This is a genomic window from Pedobacter nototheniae (genome assembly GCF_004335085.1).
Classification (GTDB): Bacteria; Bacteroidota; Bacteroidia; order Sphingobacteriales; family Sphingobacteriaceae; genus Pedobacter; species Pedobacter nototheniae.
The window spans coordinates 55,208-74,063 of the sequence record NZ_RQRS01000029.1 but is presented as its reverse complement, the minus strand read 5'-3'; the positions used below and the strand labels follow the sequence as shown (position 1 = coordinate 74,063).

The 18,856-nt window shown below is 35.6% G+C and carries 16 protein-coding genes; 13 read left to right on the top strand and 3 right to left on the bottom strand.

Annotated elements, in window-relative coordinates:
- From EHC72_RS22810 to EHC72_RS20315, 13 genes are all read left to right on the top strand, one after another.
- Positions 1-374, top strand: a 374-nt coding sequence (locus EHC72_RS22810; RefSeq protein ID WP_165585898.1) for a hypothetical protein, incomplete at its 5' end; no start/stop codon positions are given.
- 509 nt (positions 375-883) lie between these two features.
- The gene (locus tag EHC72_RS20365) at positions 884-4,486 is read left to right on the top strand and encodes a hypothetical protein (protein ID WP_131539562.1); all 3,603 of its coding nucleotides are present in this window, start codon (positions 884-886) and stop codon (positions 4,484-4,486) included.
- Positions 4,487-4,492: 6 nt separating this feature from the next.
- A complete protein-coding gene (locus tag EHC72_RS20360; protein ID WP_131539561.1) occupies positions 4,493-8,002 on the top strand; it encodes a DUF6443 domain-containing protein in 3,510 nt (1,169 codons plus the stop codon).
- Complete coding sequence (locus tag EHC72_RS20355; protein ID WP_131539560.1) at positions 7,993-8,517, top strand: hypothetical protein; 525 nt, start codon at positions 7,993-7,995, stop codon at positions 8,515-8,517. The genes EHC72_RS20360 and EHC72_RS20355 overlap by 10 nt, the downstream gene beginning before the upstream one ends.
- Positions 8,518-8,753: 236 nt before the next feature.
- Positions 8,754-9,113 (top strand): hypothetical protein, encoded by a 360-nt coding sequence (locus EHC72_RS20350; protein ID WP_131539559.1) that lies wholly within the window; start codon positions 8,754-8,756, stop codon positions 9,111-9,113.
- A gap of 167 nt (positions 9,114-9,280) precedes the next feature.
- Positions 9,281-9,970, top strand: a complete 690-nt coding sequence (locus EHC72_RS20345) for a hypothetical protein (RefSeq protein WP_131539558.1) — start codon at positions 9,281-9,283, stop codon at positions 9,968-9,970.
- 11 nt (positions 9,971-9,981) lie between these two features.
- Complete coding sequence (locus EHC72_RS20340) at positions 9,982-10,425, top strand: hypothetical protein (protein ID WP_131539557.1); 444 nt, start codon at positions 9,982-9,984, stop codon at positions 10,423-10,425.
- Between the two features lie 624 nt (positions 10,426-11,049).
- Positions 11,050-11,334, top strand: coding sequence for a hypothetical protein (locus tag EHC72_RS20335; protein ID WP_165585897.1), 285 nt, complete (start codon positions 11,050-11,052; stop codon positions 11,332-11,334).
- A gap of 9 nt (positions 11,335-11,343) precedes the next feature.
- The gene (locus tag EHC72_RS20330) at positions 11,344-11,706 is read left to right on the top strand and encodes a hypothetical protein (RefSeq protein ID WP_131539555.1); all 363 of its coding nucleotides are present in this window, start codon (positions 11,344-11,346) and stop codon (positions 11,704-11,706) included.
- Between the two features lie 141 nt (positions 11,707-11,847).
- On the top strand, positions 11,848-12,021 hold the full coding sequence (locus EHC72_RS22805; RefSeq protein WP_165585896.1) for a hypothetical protein: 174 nt from the start codon (positions 11,848-11,850) through the stop codon (positions 12,019-12,021).
- A 352-nt stretch (positions 12,022-12,373) separates the two neighbouring features.
- Positions 12,374-12,559, top strand: coding sequence for a colicin E3/pyocin S6 family cytotoxin (locus tag EHC72_RS23330; RefSeq protein WP_165585895.1), 186 nt, complete (start codon positions 12,374-12,376; stop codon positions 12,557-12,559).
- Positions 12,560-12,949: 390 nt separating this feature from the next.
- Positions 12,950-13,180: a hypothetical protein gene (locus tag EHC72_RS20320; protein ID WP_131539554.1), complete on the top strand. Its 231-nt coding sequence runs from the start codon at positions 12,950-12,952 to the stop codon at positions 13,178-13,180.
- Between the two features lie 92 nt (positions 13,181-13,272).
- Positions 13,273-13,812 (top strand): leucine-rich repeat protein, encoded by a 540-nt coding sequence (locus EHC72_RS20315; protein WP_165585894.1) that lies wholly within the window; start codon positions 13,273-13,275, stop codon positions 13,810-13,812.
- Positions 13,813-13,814: 2 nt separating this feature from the next.
- Here the strand turns inward: EHC72_RS20315 and EHC72_RS20310 are convergent, their stop codons facing one another.
- The 3 genes from EHC72_RS20310 to EHC72_RS20300 form a co-directional block, all read right to left on the bottom strand.
- A complete protein-coding gene (locus tag EHC72_RS20310) occupies positions 13,815-14,276 on the bottom strand; it encodes a hypothetical protein (protein WP_131539552.1) in 462 nt (153 codons plus the stop codon).
- A 243-nt stretch (positions 14,277-14,519) separates the two neighbouring features.
- Positions 14,520-18,059, bottom strand: a complete 3,540-nt coding sequence (locus EHC72_RS20305; protein WP_131539551.1) for a hypothetical protein — start codon at positions 18,057-18,059, stop codon at positions 14,520-14,522.
- Entirely contained in the window at positions 17,975-18,517 is a 543-nt protein-coding gene (locus EHC72_RS20300) for a hypothetical protein (RefSeq protein WP_131539550.1), read from the bottom strand. Before EHC72_RS20300 ends, EHC72_RS20305 begins: the two co-directional genes overlap by 85 nt.
- Positions 18,518-18,856: the final 339 nt, after the last annotated feature.

The window sequence follows — 18,856 nt, the reverse complement described above, 5'->3', positions numbered from 1 at the left end:
CCAATCAACAGCTTGCCGCTGCTTTAGAAACAATAGCCGATGCTATTTTGAAATTCCAGCCCGAGCTTGTAGAGTATGGCATTACCGAAGATGAATACAATAAGCTTAAACGCTTTATTGATGATTACGAAAACAATAAAGATCAGCCTCGTTTGGTTATCACAGATAGAAAAAGCCAAAACAAATCTATTGTTAGCCTGATTAATGAGCTTAGGCTATCATTTTACAAGTTAGATAGGTTGATGGGAATTTGGGAGGATGAACATGTAAAATTTGCCAATGATTATAAAACTGCCCGTATTGTAATTGATTTGGGTAATAGAAGTAGCTCAAAGGTAATAAATATAGAGGGGCCAGACGTTCCTGGTATTTAAAAATTTAATTTATAAGCCTCACTGGTTGCATGCTAGAGAGGCTTATCTTATTGAATTGGTAGTATAGTTTTGACTTTTATTATAGACAATAATACTACTCGTTTTACTGCGTTGTTTGGGTAGATTTAAAAATATTTATTTGTATTTAGGTTTTGTCTAAGTCAACAGCTATCTTAGCTAAATCATCCCCAAATTAAATATTAAAAATTAATTTAAGACACAGATGAATATCTTAACGCTCAATCCATGGAAATTTAGAAAATTGGATTTCCAAATCTTTTTTCTATTCCAATCTGACATGACTACGAATAGTCGAAATCAATTTGAACTAGTTTTATTGAAAGCACTTTCTCAAATCTTTCCTGGTTTGTGCGTAGCTTAAGATAGTATACCTGTATCTCAAATTAATTAAAATTTTCAGCGAATCTGCTTGAAAGCTAATGACTAATTAGATGCTAAGTCAGCCTGTATTTTATTCAAAAAAAAATGTTATACTCAAACTCCAAAAAGTGAAGAAAATTAATAAGTTAGGATACAATAATGTAAAAATGGTTGAGCTCCTTAAAAAGATAAGTAAAATCATTTTTGTTTCAATATTATTTAATGTCTCTGTACTGGCACAAACAGTACCTACAAAAGTTAATTTTAGTACGCCAGAAGTTACAGCATTTAATCGCTCTATGGAAACGCCAGTATCGTTGTATACCGGGGTACCTAATATAAGCATTCCGTTATACGAAATCAATATTAAGGGAGTATCTGTGCCGATTAAGTTAGATTATCATGCCGGAGGCGTAAGGGTAGATCAAGAAGCTACATGGGTGGGCTTGGGATGGAATTTAAGTTATGGTGGCGAAATTTCTAGAAAAACAAGGGGGATACCTGATGAATACTACTATTTTGAAGGATTAAATAACTCAGCACTAAGTGTTAATAGTTTTATGCAAATGCCTAATATTGGATCTCCTGACTTTACAACTAGTATTCAAAATCAACGCATTGAGGCTATTAATCTAGCTAAATTCGGTGGATCCGATTATATGCCAGACGAATTCTATTATTCCGCTTTAGGGTATTCGGGACGATTTATGTTCAGTCAAAATCAGAACAGGTTTATTATGTATCCTAAAGATGATATTACTGTTAGCAAATTTGATGGACCATTAAATTCATTTGGAAGCCCTAAAAAACTTTTTTTTTGGAACTTAAAGTTGCCTAATGGTGTATCTATTGATTTTGGTAAAGAAGGAAGTACCTCATTTGATATGCAAGTAATGAACTTAAATAAAAGAATTACAAACAGTTGGAAAATCAGGGCAATTAAAAACAATTACAATGATAGTATAAGCTATTCTTACGAAAATTATGACTATAGCATTTATAAAATCAATGGACAAAAATATAAAATAAATACATGGGGTTCTGATGGAAGTACTTCTATATCAAATCCGATTTTAGGCGATAGCTATTTAAAAACGATAACATTTCCAGGAGGAAGATTAGAATGCTCAGTTTCCTTAAGAGCAGACATGCCTGGCAAAGCACTTAGTGAGATTAATGTTTATGATAACTTCGATAAAATAATAAAGACTATAAAGTTTAATTACAGCTATTTTTCCGGAAGTGCTTTTGATGTGCTTGGTGTTGTAGATCCTTTTGGTAGTGTCAAAATATCGGATGATTATAGATACAAGAGGCTTAAATTAGAAAGCATAAGTATAATTGCTCCGAAGTCACAACCATTAAATTATATTTTTGATTATTATTCAGTAGATAAGATCCCATCTAAATATTCTTTTTCTCAAGATCACTATGGATTCTATAACGGGATGGATAATGTTAAAAAGTATGGTTTTATTCCTAATTTGGATCCAAAATTTGTAGGTGGAGACAGGAGTGTTAAACCTGAATATAGTCAAGTATTTTCGCTAAAAAGCATAATCTACCCTGAGGGAGGAAAAACAGAGTATGTTTATGAAAATAATACAGCGGGTTTATGGGGTGAGCCTAACGAATTGCTTGCAACATATCAGGATGATAATTTTATAGAGAAACGGGCTGCAATTTCAGTAAGTAGTTACAGTAGACGGTCAAACTATCCCGATCCTGACGAGATTAAAAATGGAATTCGCTATTTCCGTAAAAAGTTTACAATTTCTGGATCTAAATATAATACTACTTCTAACAACTGGACAATTTATACTAATTTTGGAATATCTGAGCTCGAAAAGAATACTCCATATTATGCAGATAATGTTCAATTTACTCTGGAAAAAATTAACCTAGATAATAGCCGAACGCTTGTAAGGACTTTTAATACTACGCAAGTTGATTATCCATCTGGAACCTCTTCCTTAAGAAATGGAACTGATGAGGGCTTTGTAAACTTGACTGGTGGGGACTATGAGATGACTGTGGCTATGACATATTTAAATCAAGCTAATACTCCAGCAGACAATCAGCCTTATAATCTGAGCTTCGTTGTAAAATGGCGAGAATTAGATAAATCTACTAAGAGGCTTAATGTAGGTGGTCTAAGAATTAAGAATATAAATTATTATACGTCTGAAAATAATTTGGCTAAGAGGAAGGGTTATTTATACGTTAATCCCTATGCAGACGCAACAATATCAAATTTTAGTTCAGGAAGGATAGTTTCTTTGCCTCAATATATCCAGTACAAAATGGTAACAAGTACAGTTGATATCTCTAATATTTATAAAAATGTAAACTTTAGTATAGATTATTCTTCTAATTCTATTATTCCTTTGGAAAGTACATCGGGGTCTTTTACAGGTTATGAATATGTGGACGAATATGATATTGATTTTCAAAATGAACAAAATAATACAAGAACAAATAATCGATTCTCATACGATCAAGCATATTTTAGCCAATACCATAAGCAAAATAATACTTGGATTTATGAGCCCAAGGAATGGGCAAGGGGTAAGTTGCTTGATAAGACATATTATAAGGGGGGGGCTCCTATTAAAAAGGAGATTTATGAATATTACTTTGTTTCACCATACGCAGGTAATGTTGAGAGTGCAGAAGATTACGTAGAGGAAATTAATACAGATTTTATTAGTTTCCAATCGTATGTTAGACAATACCTTTACAGCGCGAGTTCATTCCCTGAAGATTTTTATGATTCTACTGGAGGTGTTGATGGAATAGAGCATAACTGCGTATATTTTTATTACAGCCCATTTAATAACCATATTATGTCAAATCAGGGGGTGCCAACAAGTGGTGGTATACCTTCACTAACCTGTGATTACTATACCAATGTCCCTTATTTTAAACGATATACAGGTTTTGATAAATTGAAATCAAAAGTGACAACCTCCTATGACAATCCTTTAAATCCATTGGTTCAAACCGAGAATTACACATATGATAAAACCCCGGTTCATTATCAATTAACCAAAACAACAAGCATTTCGAGTACAGGCACGGCATTAAGTTCTGAGAATAAATACCCCCAAGACTTAAGTTTAACAGGTAGTGAAGAGATTGCCCGTCTCAATTTAATCAGTAATCATCAGTTAAACCAGAGTTTGGAACAAACAACAGAGAAAAACTCTGTTAAACAGATATCAAGAACAGATTACGCCGTTGATCCTTTAACTGGTTTAACCTTGCCTAAAGTGCTTAAAACAAATACCAGAACTGATGGGGGATTTGAAGACCGTAGTGTTTACAACAAATTTGATCATAAGGCAAACTTATTAGAAATACAGCAATCATCAGGCACTAAGCTCAGCTATGTTTACAGTTACAATACCCAATACCCAATTGCCGAGATTAAGAATGCAGATTATGCTACGGTAGAGAATGTTTTGGGAGGTGCAACTGTAGTTAATAATTTCAGCAACTCTAACCCTACAGATGCAGAAGTTAAAGCCTTTCTAGTCCCTCTAAGAAATGGCTTGCCTGACGCCCAAATCACGACTTTTACTTACAAGCCTTTGGTTGGCATGACGAGCCAAACAGACCCTAAAGGCCTTACTACTTATTATGAGTATGATGAATTTCAGCGGTTAAAAAATGTCAAAGACCAAAATGGTAATATCATCAAAAACAATACCTACCATTATAAAAATTAGTGCCTCATGAAAAGATATTTAAATTATAGCTCCGTTCTTCTTTTACTGCTCAGTGGTTTTGGCTTAAAAGCGCAAGATCATAAAATAGTAAGTACTTATAATGGTGAGGCAGAGATTACCGCCCCCTTAAGTGTAACCTTAACCGACGGTTTCCATGCTACAGGTAACGTTCGTATTTATACGACTGGGAAAAGCCTGCAGAACTGTTTCTCTTTGGTCTCCTTACCGAGCAGCAACCAAAACTATGTTTTAACCCGAATATTTAAACAGCGTGGCGTAACCGAAGCCACGTTGGGTAACGCAAGACTGGTATGCGATGAAAATCAAACCATCCAATACTTTGATGGCTTGGGCCGCCCGCTACAAACTGTTACGGTGCAAGGCAGCCCTACAGGGAAAGATCTGGTGCAGCCTGTGGTTTACGATGCCTTTGGACGTGAACAATTTAAGTATCTGCCCTATGCCTCCAGTACAGGAAGCAACGGCAGTTACCGGGCTGATGCTTTAACCGGGCAAGCTTCTTTTTACACCAGCCAGCCTGCCACAAGCGGCATCCCGGTTATCTCTACACCCTTTAGCCAAACGGTATTTGAGGCCAGCCCCTTAAACCGGGTATTGGAGCAAGGTGCTCCAGGATTAGACTGGCAACCTGCACCAAACAGTTTAGCGGGGCATACGGTAAAAATGGATTATGGAACAAATGCATTGAACGAAGTTAAACTCTGGACGATAAACGCGGCCGATAACGGGGCAAGTGCAGGCGTTTACCTACCTGGCAAACTATATAAAACGATCTCTAAAGATGAGAACTGGAAACCAGCAGATGATAAGATGGGCACGGTTGAAGAGTTTAAAGATTTTGAAGGCCATGTGGTATTAAAAAGGACTTGGGAAACCAACAGCAAAAGCCTTTCTACGTATTACGTTTACGATGATTACGGCAACTTAAGATATGTATTGCCTCCTGCAGTAAATGAAAACGGGCAAAGCCCGGTTAGCTCTTTCACTGAAAGCGATACCAGCTTTAACAACTTTATTTATGGCTATCATTATGATGGACGTAAACGTTTAGTTGAAAAGAAGATTCCAGGTAAGGGATGGGAATACATGGTTTATAACCCCCTAGATCAGGTGGTATTCAGTCAGGATGCCGTACAAGCAGCTAAATCACCAAAAGAATGGTTGTTTACCAAGTATGATGCTTTGGGGCGTGTAATATTAAGCGGTTTATATACAGGAGGCGGTGAGCGGCTAACACTGCAGGCATCGGTTGACAGCCAAGTAGCTTCAAACCAGCCTTTATGGGAGAAACGGGATAACGCCAACAGCAATGGTTTAAATACGGGTTATACCAACCAGACCCTTCCAACGGCAAGTATCAGTGCCTATTACAGTATTAATTATTACGATGATTATGATTTTTTGGCCAATACATTTGGGCAACCAAGTGGAGTAAGCCAGGTAAATGGCGGGCGTACCAAAGGATTACAAACCGGGAGCCGTATTTTAACGCTGGGTAGTAGCAGCCAGCTGCTTACGGTAAACTATTACGATGAAGAAGGAAGGGTTGTGCAAAGCAAAAGTCAAAACCATTTAGGCGGAAGTGATGTAGTAGACAATACCTACAACTTTGCCGGCGAACTCACAGCCAGTACCCGTACCCATGTAGCAAGCGGAGTAACCACAACAATTGCCAACCGCTATGAATATGACCATATGGGCAGGAAACTCGGCACCTTTGAAAACATCAACAATAAAGGTGAAGTACTTTTAAGCAAACTGGATTATAATGAATTGGGGCAACTGCAACAAAAGAACCGCCACAGTGTAGATGGAGGCAGTACCTTTTTACAAAACACCAAATTTGCCTATAACGAAAGGGGCTGGTTAAAAAGCAGTATTTCCGATCAGTTCAGCATTCAGTTAAACTATCAGGATGCTATAAACGTGGTCCCCCAGTACAATGGTAACATCAGCAACCAGTTATGGGGGCCAGGGAATAATCCAGCCATCAATACCTTTAATTATAGCTACGACAGGTTAAACCGTTTAACCAATGCAAGCTCCCCTAACCTTGGCGAGGCGATTAGTTATGATGTTATGGGTAACATTACCAGCCTGAGCCGTGATAACTTTGGGACAAACAATTATACGGGTTATACAGGTAACCAACTGACACAGATTAGTGGTTTTACCAATAGTAGTTATGTATATGATGAAAACGGGAATTTAAAGAGCGATAGCCAAAAAGGGATTAACCTGAACTACAACTACCTGAACCTGCCAACACAGGTAAGCGGGAACCAGAACATCACTTATACTTACAATGCCGCCGGACAAAAACTAAAGAAAGTTAGTGGAACAAACACCACCGATTATGTAGCTGGCATCCAATATACGAATGGTGCGATAGAATTTATCCAGACAGAGGAAGGTGTAGCGAGAAGAAACGGAACAGATTACAGTTACGAATACAACCTGACCGATCATTTGGGTAATGTGAGGGCTACTTTTTACAAGAATCCAAACGGGCAACTGGCAGAGGTAATCCAAAGGGACGATTATTTTGCTTTTGGATTAAGGAAGATGGGTATTCCAAATTCAAGTTTAAACAAGTACCTTTATAATGGCAAGGAGTTGCAGGAAGAGTTAGGGCAATATGATTACGGCGCAAGGTTCTATGACCCAGTGATTGGTAGGTGGAATGTTATAGATCCGCTGGCGGAGAAGGATAGAAAGACTAATCCATATGCTTATGCATTCAATAATCCAATACGCTTCATTGATCCTGATGGGATGTTTGCTACGCCCCCTTCGGATTTTTATGACGAAAACGGGAAACTTGTCAATCATATTGAAGACGGATCGAATGCTAAGTTTATTCAGGTAGGTAATGGTTTGTCTAAACACTATGAGTTTTCAGGTTTTGATAGTAGCCAAGGTGGCGTTAATAATATTAATATGACATCTGCAATAGAGGGTGCACAAAATCTTAATGCATCTAATAAGTCTCTTATACCTAATTCAGATACGTATTGTAATTATGCAACTCAGAATATCTTTAAAACTTTAGGCACTGTTACAGGGAGTTCTAGTTTGTATAATTTAGAAGGAATGGCAAACACAATGGTTAATACTCTAGAAAAGTCATCATTATTTCAAGCAGTAGATCTAAAAACTGCTCAAGAAACTGCTAAAAATGGAGGATTGTCTCTTTTGGGTTACGATAATCCAAGTGGGCACGGCCATATAGCCTCGTTTTCGGTTGGAGATAATTTAAGTAAGGGTGAGGTGGCAAACATTGGTAGAAATAATGGTTTTATGAATTCAGAGCCAGGTAATGGTCCATCTGTATTCGGTAAAAAAACAGTTAGTTCGGTTCAATATTTTATACTAAGTCCAAATGTAAAACCAAGTACAGAACTTACAGGTTCGGGCAGTAGTTGGAATTCACAGCCTAATTATGGTGGGAAATTGATTTATCCGGCTTATAGACAAACAAAAAGTTGGCAGTAGAATTAATTAAAATAAATATGATAAAGAAAATCTTAATATTTTATTTTTTATTCCAAGGGATATATATATCATTCGCACAAACAGCGAGTAATACAGTGATGCCAAAGGATTTTTTGGTTGGGATTTGGCAGGTGTCTACCCCAAAGGTAGGAGCAGGCTTGCTTGAGAATATTAAATTGTTTAAGGATGGAAAATTTATCTATACCTTCGATCCGGTGACTGATAATAGAAAAATTATTAGTTTAAAGGGTACATTTAGAACTAATAAAAATCAGTTATTTTTTAAAATTACTCATTTAACAGAGTCTATTGGAGGGGATATTGTAGCCGGTGCAGTTGGTACTGATTTAGACCTTTTTGTTGTAGATAAAGCTATTCCTAAAGAAAGACAAATTGGTTCTCCAATCGAGCTTGACCCATTATTTATATCAAAAATTGATATTAAATCAAAAAGTATGATGATAAACAATAAACGCTTTTTTAAACTGTCCTCAGATGTAAATAAGAAATTTTAGCTAATCCGTTGTGAGCGTGTTGCTCGTGCCAAAATAGAAAATTAGAAGACCAGCTATTCGAGATGTTTTAGAAAATCCAAATTTATTGCAAGGGAAATCTCTTAATCAAGTTCAACGAGCATTGGGTAATTCAGAAGGATGGGTTAACCTCTCTGACTAAAGGCATGAAAGTTGGTGCTTCAGCAATGTATAGTATTGGCAGAACTTGGGTGTATTAGTTTAAGGCTTTTATAAAAATGAATAGAGCAAGTAAAATCATCTTATATTCAATTTTCATTATTCCAGTAATATTGCTATTTAGCTTTTTTTTCTGGTTAGTTTTTTTTGACGGAACAACAGAAGAGGTAATTAAGGATAGTGATTTGGCTGAAAATTTTGCGGGCAAAGTAGATTCTTTATATTTCGATAAGCAAAATCACAATATTAAAATAGCTGTATTGGCTAGCGGTTATAAATATCAGATTTTTAGAAGGTGGGAATATAAAATTAAAATAGGAGACTCGTTATCTAAGAGAAAAGGATCATTAGAGTTGATTATTTATAAGGATGGTGAAGTAAAAGCTATCTTGGACTATAGAGATACCTATAGAAAGTAGCCCCTCGTTACTGCAAGGTCAATGTCATTAAGTTAAGGGTTTTTCATATTCCAGTTATTCGAGATGTTCCGCAGGGTATCTCGAACTAAAGATAAAGACGGATTTGGAATTTCAGTCCATACAATTATGCGTTTGGAAATCCGATACGGTTTATAGACCCCGATGGGATGATGCCAAGTGATATAATTTTAACAGGGGCGGATAAAAAAGAATGGAGGATAAAGGCACCAGGCGAAGATTTTAAATATAATGTCCCAGTTGATTTAAAAACAAACAAAACTATAAATATTGGTTTAGATAAAGTTACCAACGGTAGCCACTATGCAGTAGGTTATTCGGAAAGTGTATCAGCAAGTGGGGCAGCGGGTTTAGGTGCTTCGGGTGCTGCAGAAATTAGCGTCGTTAACTTCACGAATAAAACATATGGGGGTTATAACTACTCTTTTGCGGGGCTTTCTTCAACAGCAAGCGTAGGTGCTCAGGAAGGGATTTCTGCTGCTGGCGGAGTAAACTTCTTTGTTGCAGTAAATACTGACGCAAAGAATGACTTTCAGATGCGTCCGAGTACTTTTGAAGGTGAAACAAGTTCTGTTGGGGTATCTGCTGACCTAAAGGCAATTGTCGGTGGTGGGTTCAACGTATCTGGGTTCAGTATGACTTCAGGCTGGAAAGGCATTTCAGTTGGTGTATCTGCGGGGGTTGGAGAAAGTGTAAATGCAGGGTCAGTAAATAAGGGTATTTCCAATTCTAAACTTCTTAACAGCGAAATACCTACTGCAAAGCGTAGTTTTGCCGATAGGTATTTTAACCAACAAAATCCCATTGCCACTGGAATAATAAATTATTTGACAAAATAGTTCACAGGATTATGAAAAGAGTATTTTATGTTCTATTGGCTGGTATAATAATTATTTTAATTTCTCTTTATTTCAATCTTAAAACCGAAACTAGGTTGAATAAGGCAACTCTTGAGGACTTAAACTTGCAATTGACAGGCATTGTTTATAAGGTTGATAAAGTTAAAGGCTATAATGGATTTGGCATTGCAGATTTAAAGATAATAAATTCGAATATCAAAAATTATGACCCTCGTTCAAAAAACGATTATTATTATTGTATAATTAAAAATGGCAAAATAGAAATATATGATATCGTTGTCAACGCAATGACAATTGGCGATACCATAAAAATTGACACTAAGAATAAAACAATCCTCTATAAAAATGAGGGCCGAAAAGAAGAGGGGACAATTATGGTCAATACAGATGATGGTTTTTATAATTACATAAAAAAGCACCATCAAAAACTTTAGTCCTTGGTTGGCACCCCTCCTATATGGAGCAAGGTTTATAACTCGATAAACCCTAGCGCAAGTTTCGACTTGTGCCCCCGCTACCGCAAGCGCAATGCCATTAACCGCTGGCTCAAAATGGAGCGATTTCCAAAATGCCTTGGGAGGTATGCTGTCTGCACTTAAAGCAGCAGAAGTTGGAGGGGAAATAGGTGCAGCATTTGCGTCAGGAGGTATTGCTGCAGGGGAGATTGGTGGGAGTCCAGCTATTCGAGATGTTCCGGCGGTCATCTTGAATTAAAGATAAAGACGGATTTGAAATCCGATGGGTTAAAACTAATGGATGCATTCAAAACAATAAAAACCCTCCACCCTATTCATGGATTAAGGGTCAGGCCTATAATTCCTTCAAATTTTAAACCCCACCCCGCAGTAACTGTTGGGGCTGTTGTAGGTACAATTTTGCTTATTTGTCTGGCACTTTCTGGCGCATAATAGTTAATGAAAAATTGAAAAAGAATGAAGAAAAAGTATTATTATCAAGTTCACTTGGAAGTTGTTTTAAAAGGATCGAATTTTGTTTTTTGATTTATAAACATTTCTAATATCCCTTATCAAAAATTTGAAGAACTCTTTCTTGATCAAGTGACTAACGAGAGATTTATGTTTGATGATGGAATGAGTTACTTTATTGAAAAGAATCTCTATAATAAAAACAAAGAGTTTTTAGATAATGAAATACCCTTTACCTTTGACTTGTTTGAATACAGTGTTGCCTTAACTGGAGATGATTATAGTAAGCTTAAGCCTTATTGCTATGATGAATTACCTCCCTTGCTGGATCGTACTAATGATATGAGAAATAGGCAGAAACCAACTGGTAAGGGGTTTAGACAACCAGGTAGACCACCCAAATTTGGAGAATTTTAAAATTGATATATGGAGAAAATAGGAGAAGACGAGAATGTTATACATTATTTAGTTAATGATTTAAGCTTAATTAGTTCTAGATTAAAGGATATAATTATTACAGGCAGTGATGGTAACGTTAGGATTTCTATCACATTTTTATTGTCCCGAATTAACGCTGATGTAGTGTTAGTTTTTCATAATGTTTATGAATACTCTTTTTATCATAACAATAAATATGATTTTTATAATGTAGAATATTTAAAATTCTTTAAAAAAAATGAAAGGATTTATCTAAGCTTAGACCCAGCTGATGGCTCAAATATCTCAGACGATGATAACGATTTTATTCTTAGTGAAAGCATAGAAGGATTCATACTATATCATATATAGTATGAAATAAGTTGAAGATAAGAATTAATTATGGTATTTAGTAGTGAAAATTAACCTCACGGTTCTGGAAATATTACAGTTCCAAATGGAGTAAATGAATTTTCTCACCATCACGATAGAGATAAGCTTTCTGGGAATGCTATGGAAGGTGTAGTTGCTGCTTTTTCTTCTAATGAAAAGGTTGAGGGTACATTTGGAGCCCATAGTAATGCTTCTTTTGTAAAAGACGTAGGAGCATTTCTAAAATCTTGGCAAAACAATAAGGTGGATAATAAAAAAATTATTGATGATTTTGTAAGAAAAAAGCAAGCATAAGGTATTAAGGTGACCATAAATTAGACTAAATGAAAAATTCAATATTTCTCAGATTATTTTTTTATATTTTAATAATAATATTTTTTAGTGTCGGATATATTGTTGTGGGATATTTGCTTGGATTTGGTTCTGCAACTAGCCATTTCAGAGCAGAATTACTATTAAATATAATATTTTTCTTGCTGAATGTTTTGTCATACTGGCTTTTTCTTTATTTAATTAATTTTGGAAAAAAACATTTAGAATTAATAATTATATCGGTACTTACATTAATATTTTACATATCGAAATTTATGCTTTTTTACCAAGATTATTTTTTTGGCAGATAAATTACCCTTCTGCTATAGCTACAGTGGACAAAATTAACCCTGCGCCATCAACATTAGAAGCATTTCCGAAGGCCGGAAAAGGTAGATATAATCCTGAAAGCGACAGAAAGAGATGGGTTTTACCGGATGGTAGAATACTTGAATGGGATTATGAAAATGGACAAGTTGAAAAGTATGACAAGACGGTAAAGAAACATCAAGGGCAATGATCCTGAAAAGGGTAAACAGACGGGAGATGCCAAAAAGGATCGAACTAATCCTAAAATGCAAGAAATCGAACCTGATGCTCAACAAATTATAAATACCAGGCGGTAAGTTTTTCCGGTATTTAATACCAGCTATTCGAGATGTTCCGCAGGTCATCTCGAATTAAAGATAAAGACGAATTTGAAATCCGATAGGTTAAAAATAACTGATGCATTCTAAACAATAAAAACCCTCAATCCTATTCATGGATTAAGGGTCAGGCCTATAATTCCTCTAAATTTTAAACCACAACCCGCGGGAACAATTGGTGCAGTTATTGGGACAATTGTGTTAATTGGTCTTGCTTTTGCAGGTGGATAGAAATTACAAAAATAAATTTAACGAAAATAAAAATGGCAATAATTGAGATTGATGGATTTAAGGCTTATAAAGGGATTGACGGAAAGATATCTATAATTGTTAATTCAAATCATATAGAGGAGTGCATGCGAATTTATAACAATCATAATCTATGTGGCGTTATCATTAGTATTTCGCATAATTACGAACTTCAAAATATAGATTTTCTTGCTAACTATCCAAACATAGAGCGGTTACAAATTTCAGATGGAATTAAAGTATAAGTGCAATTCATAGCCAAAACAATTTGAAATCATTGTTTATAACAGGCAAAAAGAGGAAGATTGATTTTTCGGTCTTTCCTCTTCTTAAAATCTTGAATATCGATTGGAGTCTACTGCTTTCAAACATAGATAAATGTAAGCAATTAGATACTTTAATACTTAGAGGGTACAATCCAAAAGATAAAGGCTTTTCAAATTTACCAAGTGTTGTATGGATTAAAAGATTAAAATTCGTTCAATCTACCATATGTTCTTTAAATGGATTAGAGAAATTCCCTAAGCTTGAAAGATTAGAATTTTATTATTGCAATAAGTTAGAAGACTTATGCTGTTTAGAAGCGAGTAGTGAAAGTTTAACCTATTTATTTTTTGATCACTGTAAAGCAATAAAAAATCCTGAATATGCCGAAAAATTATCTCATTTAAGCACTTTGGCTTATAATAACTGTGGAGTTATATCGTCAATAAAATTTATAAAAAACATAGTCTCTTTAAAAGATATAAGATTTGTAGGCACTGATATAAAGGATGGGGATATGACACCCTGTGTTGGCCTTGAATATGCTGCATTCACTAATAAAAGACATTTTTCTCATACGATGGAAGAAATAAAAAGTCTTTCAAATACTTAAGCTTATTTCCTTGATTTTTTCCATGCGATATATCTGGGAAGTTTAATAAATTCAATTAATTCATCCCTTTCTGAAGTAAGGGATAGGTTTTCTATTTCTACATGACCAATGTCCAAAGCATTTGATTTTTCGCCTAAAATAGTATCCAAAACTAAATATGCTGCTGTTAAAAAATCTTTTTGATTATCTAAATTGTAATTCTGTATATATATTCTCAGTCCGATTTTTTGAGATGCTTTATTGCTGAGAGGGATAAAGTACATCATTTCTGGATCAAGTTTAGCTCCATTGTATTCAATAATACCATTTCCCATCGCAGGCTTAAGGGCAATTACATTCCAGTGTGCTAATAATGGTGCTTGATTTACAAGAAGTTCTACTTTATTAAAAAAAGCACTGTTGCCATCAGCGGTAATGATAAGGTCTTGCTTATCATTTGGGTAGCCTCCTATTTCAAAGAACAATTTATCACAATATTTGTGTAAATGATCAAGGAAGTCATCTAAAATTCTTTCTTTCTCATTTATATCATTAATCTGATTAAGAAAAAAATACTTGTCTTCATTTGCTTTACCAATTCCAAAATAATTGTTCTTTATTCATTGTATAGAATATTAATTTACGAAAGCCTTATATGCTTTAACGAAGCTAACATTTAATTGAAGAACTCTGTCAGAATAATCAAAAATAGCACGTAAGTTTAATAATCAATTTACTCTGATATATCCAGTACCTGGTTCTACTGAAATGGTGAAACTTGTACAAGTGGTTGCAGGTTTCGGATCATCACCTCCACCACCAGGAGCTTCACCCTTGTTAAACTGTTGGCTTTTATTGTTAGAATTTGTAGTCACATTATCGTTTAATGCTTTTAATGTGCCAGAACTGCTCAAAGACTTTAGCGCCAAACGGAATTCTAATGGTGGGCTACAACCTGAAATAACCTCAATATAGTTTGATAGGCTTCCCCCCGCTGGAATATTAAGCACAGAATATTGCGTTTGTGTTGAGCTGGGATCACCATTGTCATATTCATTAGTATAAAATACTTTACAATTTATATTCATTGTATTTGTAGCCACATAAGGAATCGTGCAGTCCTGATTGCTGAAAAGATGAGCTCTGTACTTTGATACAGTAATATTATAGCCATAGCTATAATCGACGGTTAAAGATTCAATAATCATTTTTGCATATACTGGTGTAGGGCATACGAATGTAAATCCTATTGAAATCGTACGTGTTGTTCCGTAACTAACGCTAAGAGGATTGGAGTCGGTTTGAATCATTCGCTGTTCACCCGTATTGTTACCAGCTTGATCAATCTGACAGTAAGACTGTGTATCTGTCCAAACTGCGGCTCTATTCATGTAGTTGTAAGCAAAGTTTTTGATGATATTGCCCTTATCATCTTTGATGTTGAGCAGCCTGTTAAAACCATCATATTCATAATAATTCACCAAGTTTTTAGTATCGGTTAATGTGGTAATACCTGCTCCTGTTTTATAAGTATAAGTGGTCATTTGAGCATCAGTTGGATGTATTCTAATGTCATCATAGGCAGAACCATCTGTCAAAATCATTTGTGGGCCTACATAAGGTTTTTCCATGAAAAGCCAAGAATACCCAGATAAATACCAATAAGAAATTAGATATGAACGTTGGTTCGGCAAAGTCCAATTTACGGTATAGTTGCCCACATGGCATCTTAAGCCAGTATGAGCAGTGCCTAATTGCTCCACTAGGTTATCCTCAAAATCTTCCACTAGAAATTCATCTGGTTCTGCATTCCTACATTCTGCGATTGGATGATTTCTTTTGTTACTGCTTGTTGTGCCAACAGGATCAATAGCCTCATAACCCCACTTATAGGATATTGGAATAGCAGCTGCCACATGTTGCTTTTCAAGCTTGCCATAACTATTATATTGATAGCTTACCTTCTTCTCATAGTGGCTGTCGCTGACTAAAGTGGTGTATTTTCCTTGCCCATTGAGTGGTTCATTATTTAGTGTTCTTAATATGGATTTAGTATTAAGTGCATAAATATTTATTGGTTTGAACTTCTGTGCATCGAATTGATTTATTGTTCCTGAGGTAATTACTGAATCGGTTAATGAGGTTTTCTTCCAGACTTGGGTCTCTATCTTCGCATCCATATTTGCTGCCGCCAGCGATGATTCGGCTGGCAACGAATAATCCGAAGCATATTTGTATTTTTCAATTAACTCTGTTCCGTTAGAGAGCTTTTTTCTAGTATAAAGGAGATTGTTTGTAATAGGATTATAAGTATTATCAGTGATAACTTTGATAGAATCTCCATCGTAGGAAGTTTCAATTACTGACTTGATTTGGTCCCATCCAGACATTAGCTGATACCCATCATATAAATAGTGCGTAAGGTATTGAGGTTCACCCTGAGTATTTTTATATGGAGGTTTAACTGCCGTAAAATATGTTTGTACATCTGTATTGTAGGTATATTCAACTTTAGATTGAGGAATAAAATTGTTGTTTAAATGCTTGTAATCTATCTTTTTAACTAGCTTTATTCCGGCATAACTAATTTCATTATCGAAATTTCTATAATCATATATTGATCTCAACTTGGTTCCTGACGAAGAAGAAGTTTCTTCAATTACTGTAGAATAAAAATAAGGAGTACCCATCCCCTGTCCTTCAGCAATTGAAGAAGTCATCAATGTATGTTTCAGCCATCTATAGAACCCTGCGGCTGCTATGATTGGGAAGTATACAGCTAGAGAAGTATTATTATAAGTGGGTAGCAGCCCTTTTCCATGGAGGTATTTATAGCTTTTTTCAATTGTTGAACCAGAAACTGGATGGTTTATGATCTTTTGTACCCTTATCCCATGTGCATCCATTAAATTGGGAATATTAGTTTGATTGTTGTAGGTAACCTGTAAATCTATTTTATCCTCAGTTTCATCACAATGTACCCTGAATATATAATCACCAGCTGAAAGATCAACATTTACGCTTTGTCCAGAATTGATTGCCGACCTATACGGACCGACAGTATAAACAAGAGTTTGAATGCCATTTTCAAGCTTATAAACAAATACCTCAGCTTTCTTATTTTCTCTAGCCACACTATCCATTGAAATAGGTGCTTTACCAGTTCTTGCGTACCATATATTTACTTTTTGATCACCATCTAGATGAAAGGGCTTTAATGAATCTATTTCAGAAAAATCATCTGGGATACTACGGTAAACCGATAATGACATACTTTGTTCAGTGGAAAGAAAATTGCCAGTCTCAATCTGATTGCTTTCATATATAAATTCAGAATACCCACCAGTTGGGTAGTGAATCTTCTTTAATGCGCAACTTTTGGCAGGAATGAATGAGGGTTCACGGTTTGCTCCGCCTGGCATCATTGGAATTGTTACACCACCCTGAATTACTTTTTCAGGAATAAGATTTGAAGATATCACACCATTATAATATCCGTAATGATCAATCCCTGTCGGATGCCCTTTAATCGGTAAAGGACCGTCTTCGTAATCAAAAGTATGAACTAGAGAATCAGTCACTACCGTTGAAGCGCCCAATGACCTTACATTATATTCCTTGAGTGCTAGGAGGTTAAGGTATTTCGAAAGTCCAGCTCCAAAGTAACCATGATCAAGTTTAATTTTTTTTACTAAATCTCCTATCCTATTCTCAATTCTGATGCTTTTTAGCGCATAAAATAACAGATTAGATGGAGCAGGGCTAGCGCTTATATCTTCTCTTGGGGTGCTTTCTGGGTCAAAGGTGATTTTATATTTTTCCGAAATGATACTAGAAAGCCTTAGACATTCTACTGTTGTAGCCATGTCTGCAGTTATCGGATAAAGTTGATCTCTGGGAGCAGGCCCATCTCCAGCTGGATTTCCTATTTCTTCATATTTAAGGTAGGATTGTGAAAATCCACCAAACTGGGCAAGCTTTCCTTCTTGTATGTAATTTAATCTGATTTCTTCAGTTTGAGCTGCATTGGTTATGCGGGTGAGATACCATGAAGAAACAAAACTTCCAAACGAAGGTACTTCAGGGACAGTCTTTTGACGGGTCAACTCAGGTGCGTAAAACTCATACCTATTCCCATTTTCTGCGGTAATGATAAACCCATTATCTGCAGTGCCCTCTATTTTTAGTTTGCTTGCCGGAAAACAGTAAAACTTACCCTTAAATTTGATAAATTTTCCTGAGTATCCTGCAAAATTAAAACTATACATATCAGGCTCTCATAAGTAGCACTTTTTGCGGTTTCTGAAAGGATAGTTTGGTTTACTGGAGTAGCTTTTGTAAGTGAATCCACGATCTGTTCATAATTTTTCCCAGCAGAGGCGCTACCGTCAGGAATTCCTCTTACATTAACCGTTATCACACCACCAGCCAGAAGAGACCAGCCCATTCCTACCCAACCTATTTGGTCATTAGGTCTTAGCCCGGTATAGTTATAACTTAGGCTTATTGGGAGGTTAATATCACCGCCATCAATATTAAATATTGGTAAAGAAATATTAGCCTGTCCCAGATACATTGTTACAGGTATATCACCATATTTTGCCAAGTTTGCAGCGGTAGGTGAGGGTTGAATGATATCCATGCGAAATTTATTAGCAGGATCTTGCGCTTTTAGAGAAATGGCGGCTTGTAAAATCAGAAAAAAGGTGTAAATCTTCTTTTTCATTGAGAGCGAGATGATGGTTTAATGTTAATTATTGAAGTAATCCCACATTTTCTATAGTATATGTAATCGATAGGAAGTTGGGATGCGAAATCTAAACTTAATTAGGTTTCAGATTTTTGAAAGAGGCAAAAAGATAGATTTATAAAGGTCAACATAAGTTAATTAAGATGGGAAGAGTCTAAGTAGAATACGCATAATTTAGAAATTCATCCCAATATGCCAATAAAAAATGTATCTCAAAAATATTATATGAAAAAGATATTCATTGAATAAATACTTTCATTAGTGGATATATGAGTATTTCAAGTAGCACGGAATTAAAATTAGCCTCAACAAAAA

Excerpts from the sequence above, each read along its gene's own strand:
- EHC72_RS20300 (WP_131539550.1), bottom strand. The coding sequence starts at position 18,517 with ATGAAAAAGAAGATTTACACCTTTTTTCTGATTTTACAAGCCGCCATT.
- EHC72_RS20350 (WP_131539559.1), top strand. The coding sequence starts at position 8,754 with ATGAATAGAGCAAGTAAAATCATCTTATATTCAATTTTCATTATTCCA.
- EHC72_RS20360 (WP_131539561.1), top strand. The coding sequence starts at position 4,493 with ATGAAAAGATATTTAAATTATAGCTCCGTTCTTCTTTTACTGCTCAGT.
- EHC72_RS20330 (WP_131539555.1), top strand. The coding sequence starts at position 11,344 with ATGGAGAAAATAGGAGAAGACGAGAATGTTATACATTATTTAGTTAAT.
- EHC72_RS20345 (WP_131539558.1), top strand. The coding sequence starts at position 9,281 with ATGATGCCAAGTGATATAATTTTAACAGGGGCGGATAAAAAAGAATGG.
- EHC72_RS20340 (WP_131539557.1), top strand. The coding sequence starts at position 9,982 with ATGAAAAGAGTATTTTATGTTCTATTGGCTGGTATAATAATTATTTTA.
- EHC72_RS20305 (WP_131539551.1), bottom strand. The coding sequence starts at position 18,059 with ATGTATAGTTTTAATTTTGCAGGATACTCAGGAAAATTTATCAAATTT.
- EHC72_RS20320 (WP_131539554.1), top strand. The coding sequence starts at position 12,950 with ATGGCAATAATTGAGATTGATGGATTTAAGGCTTATAAAGGGATTGAC.
- EHC72_RS22805 (WP_165585896.1), top strand. The coding sequence starts at position 11,848 with ATGGAAGGTGTAGTTGCTGCTTTTTCTTCTAATGAAAAGGTTGAGGGT.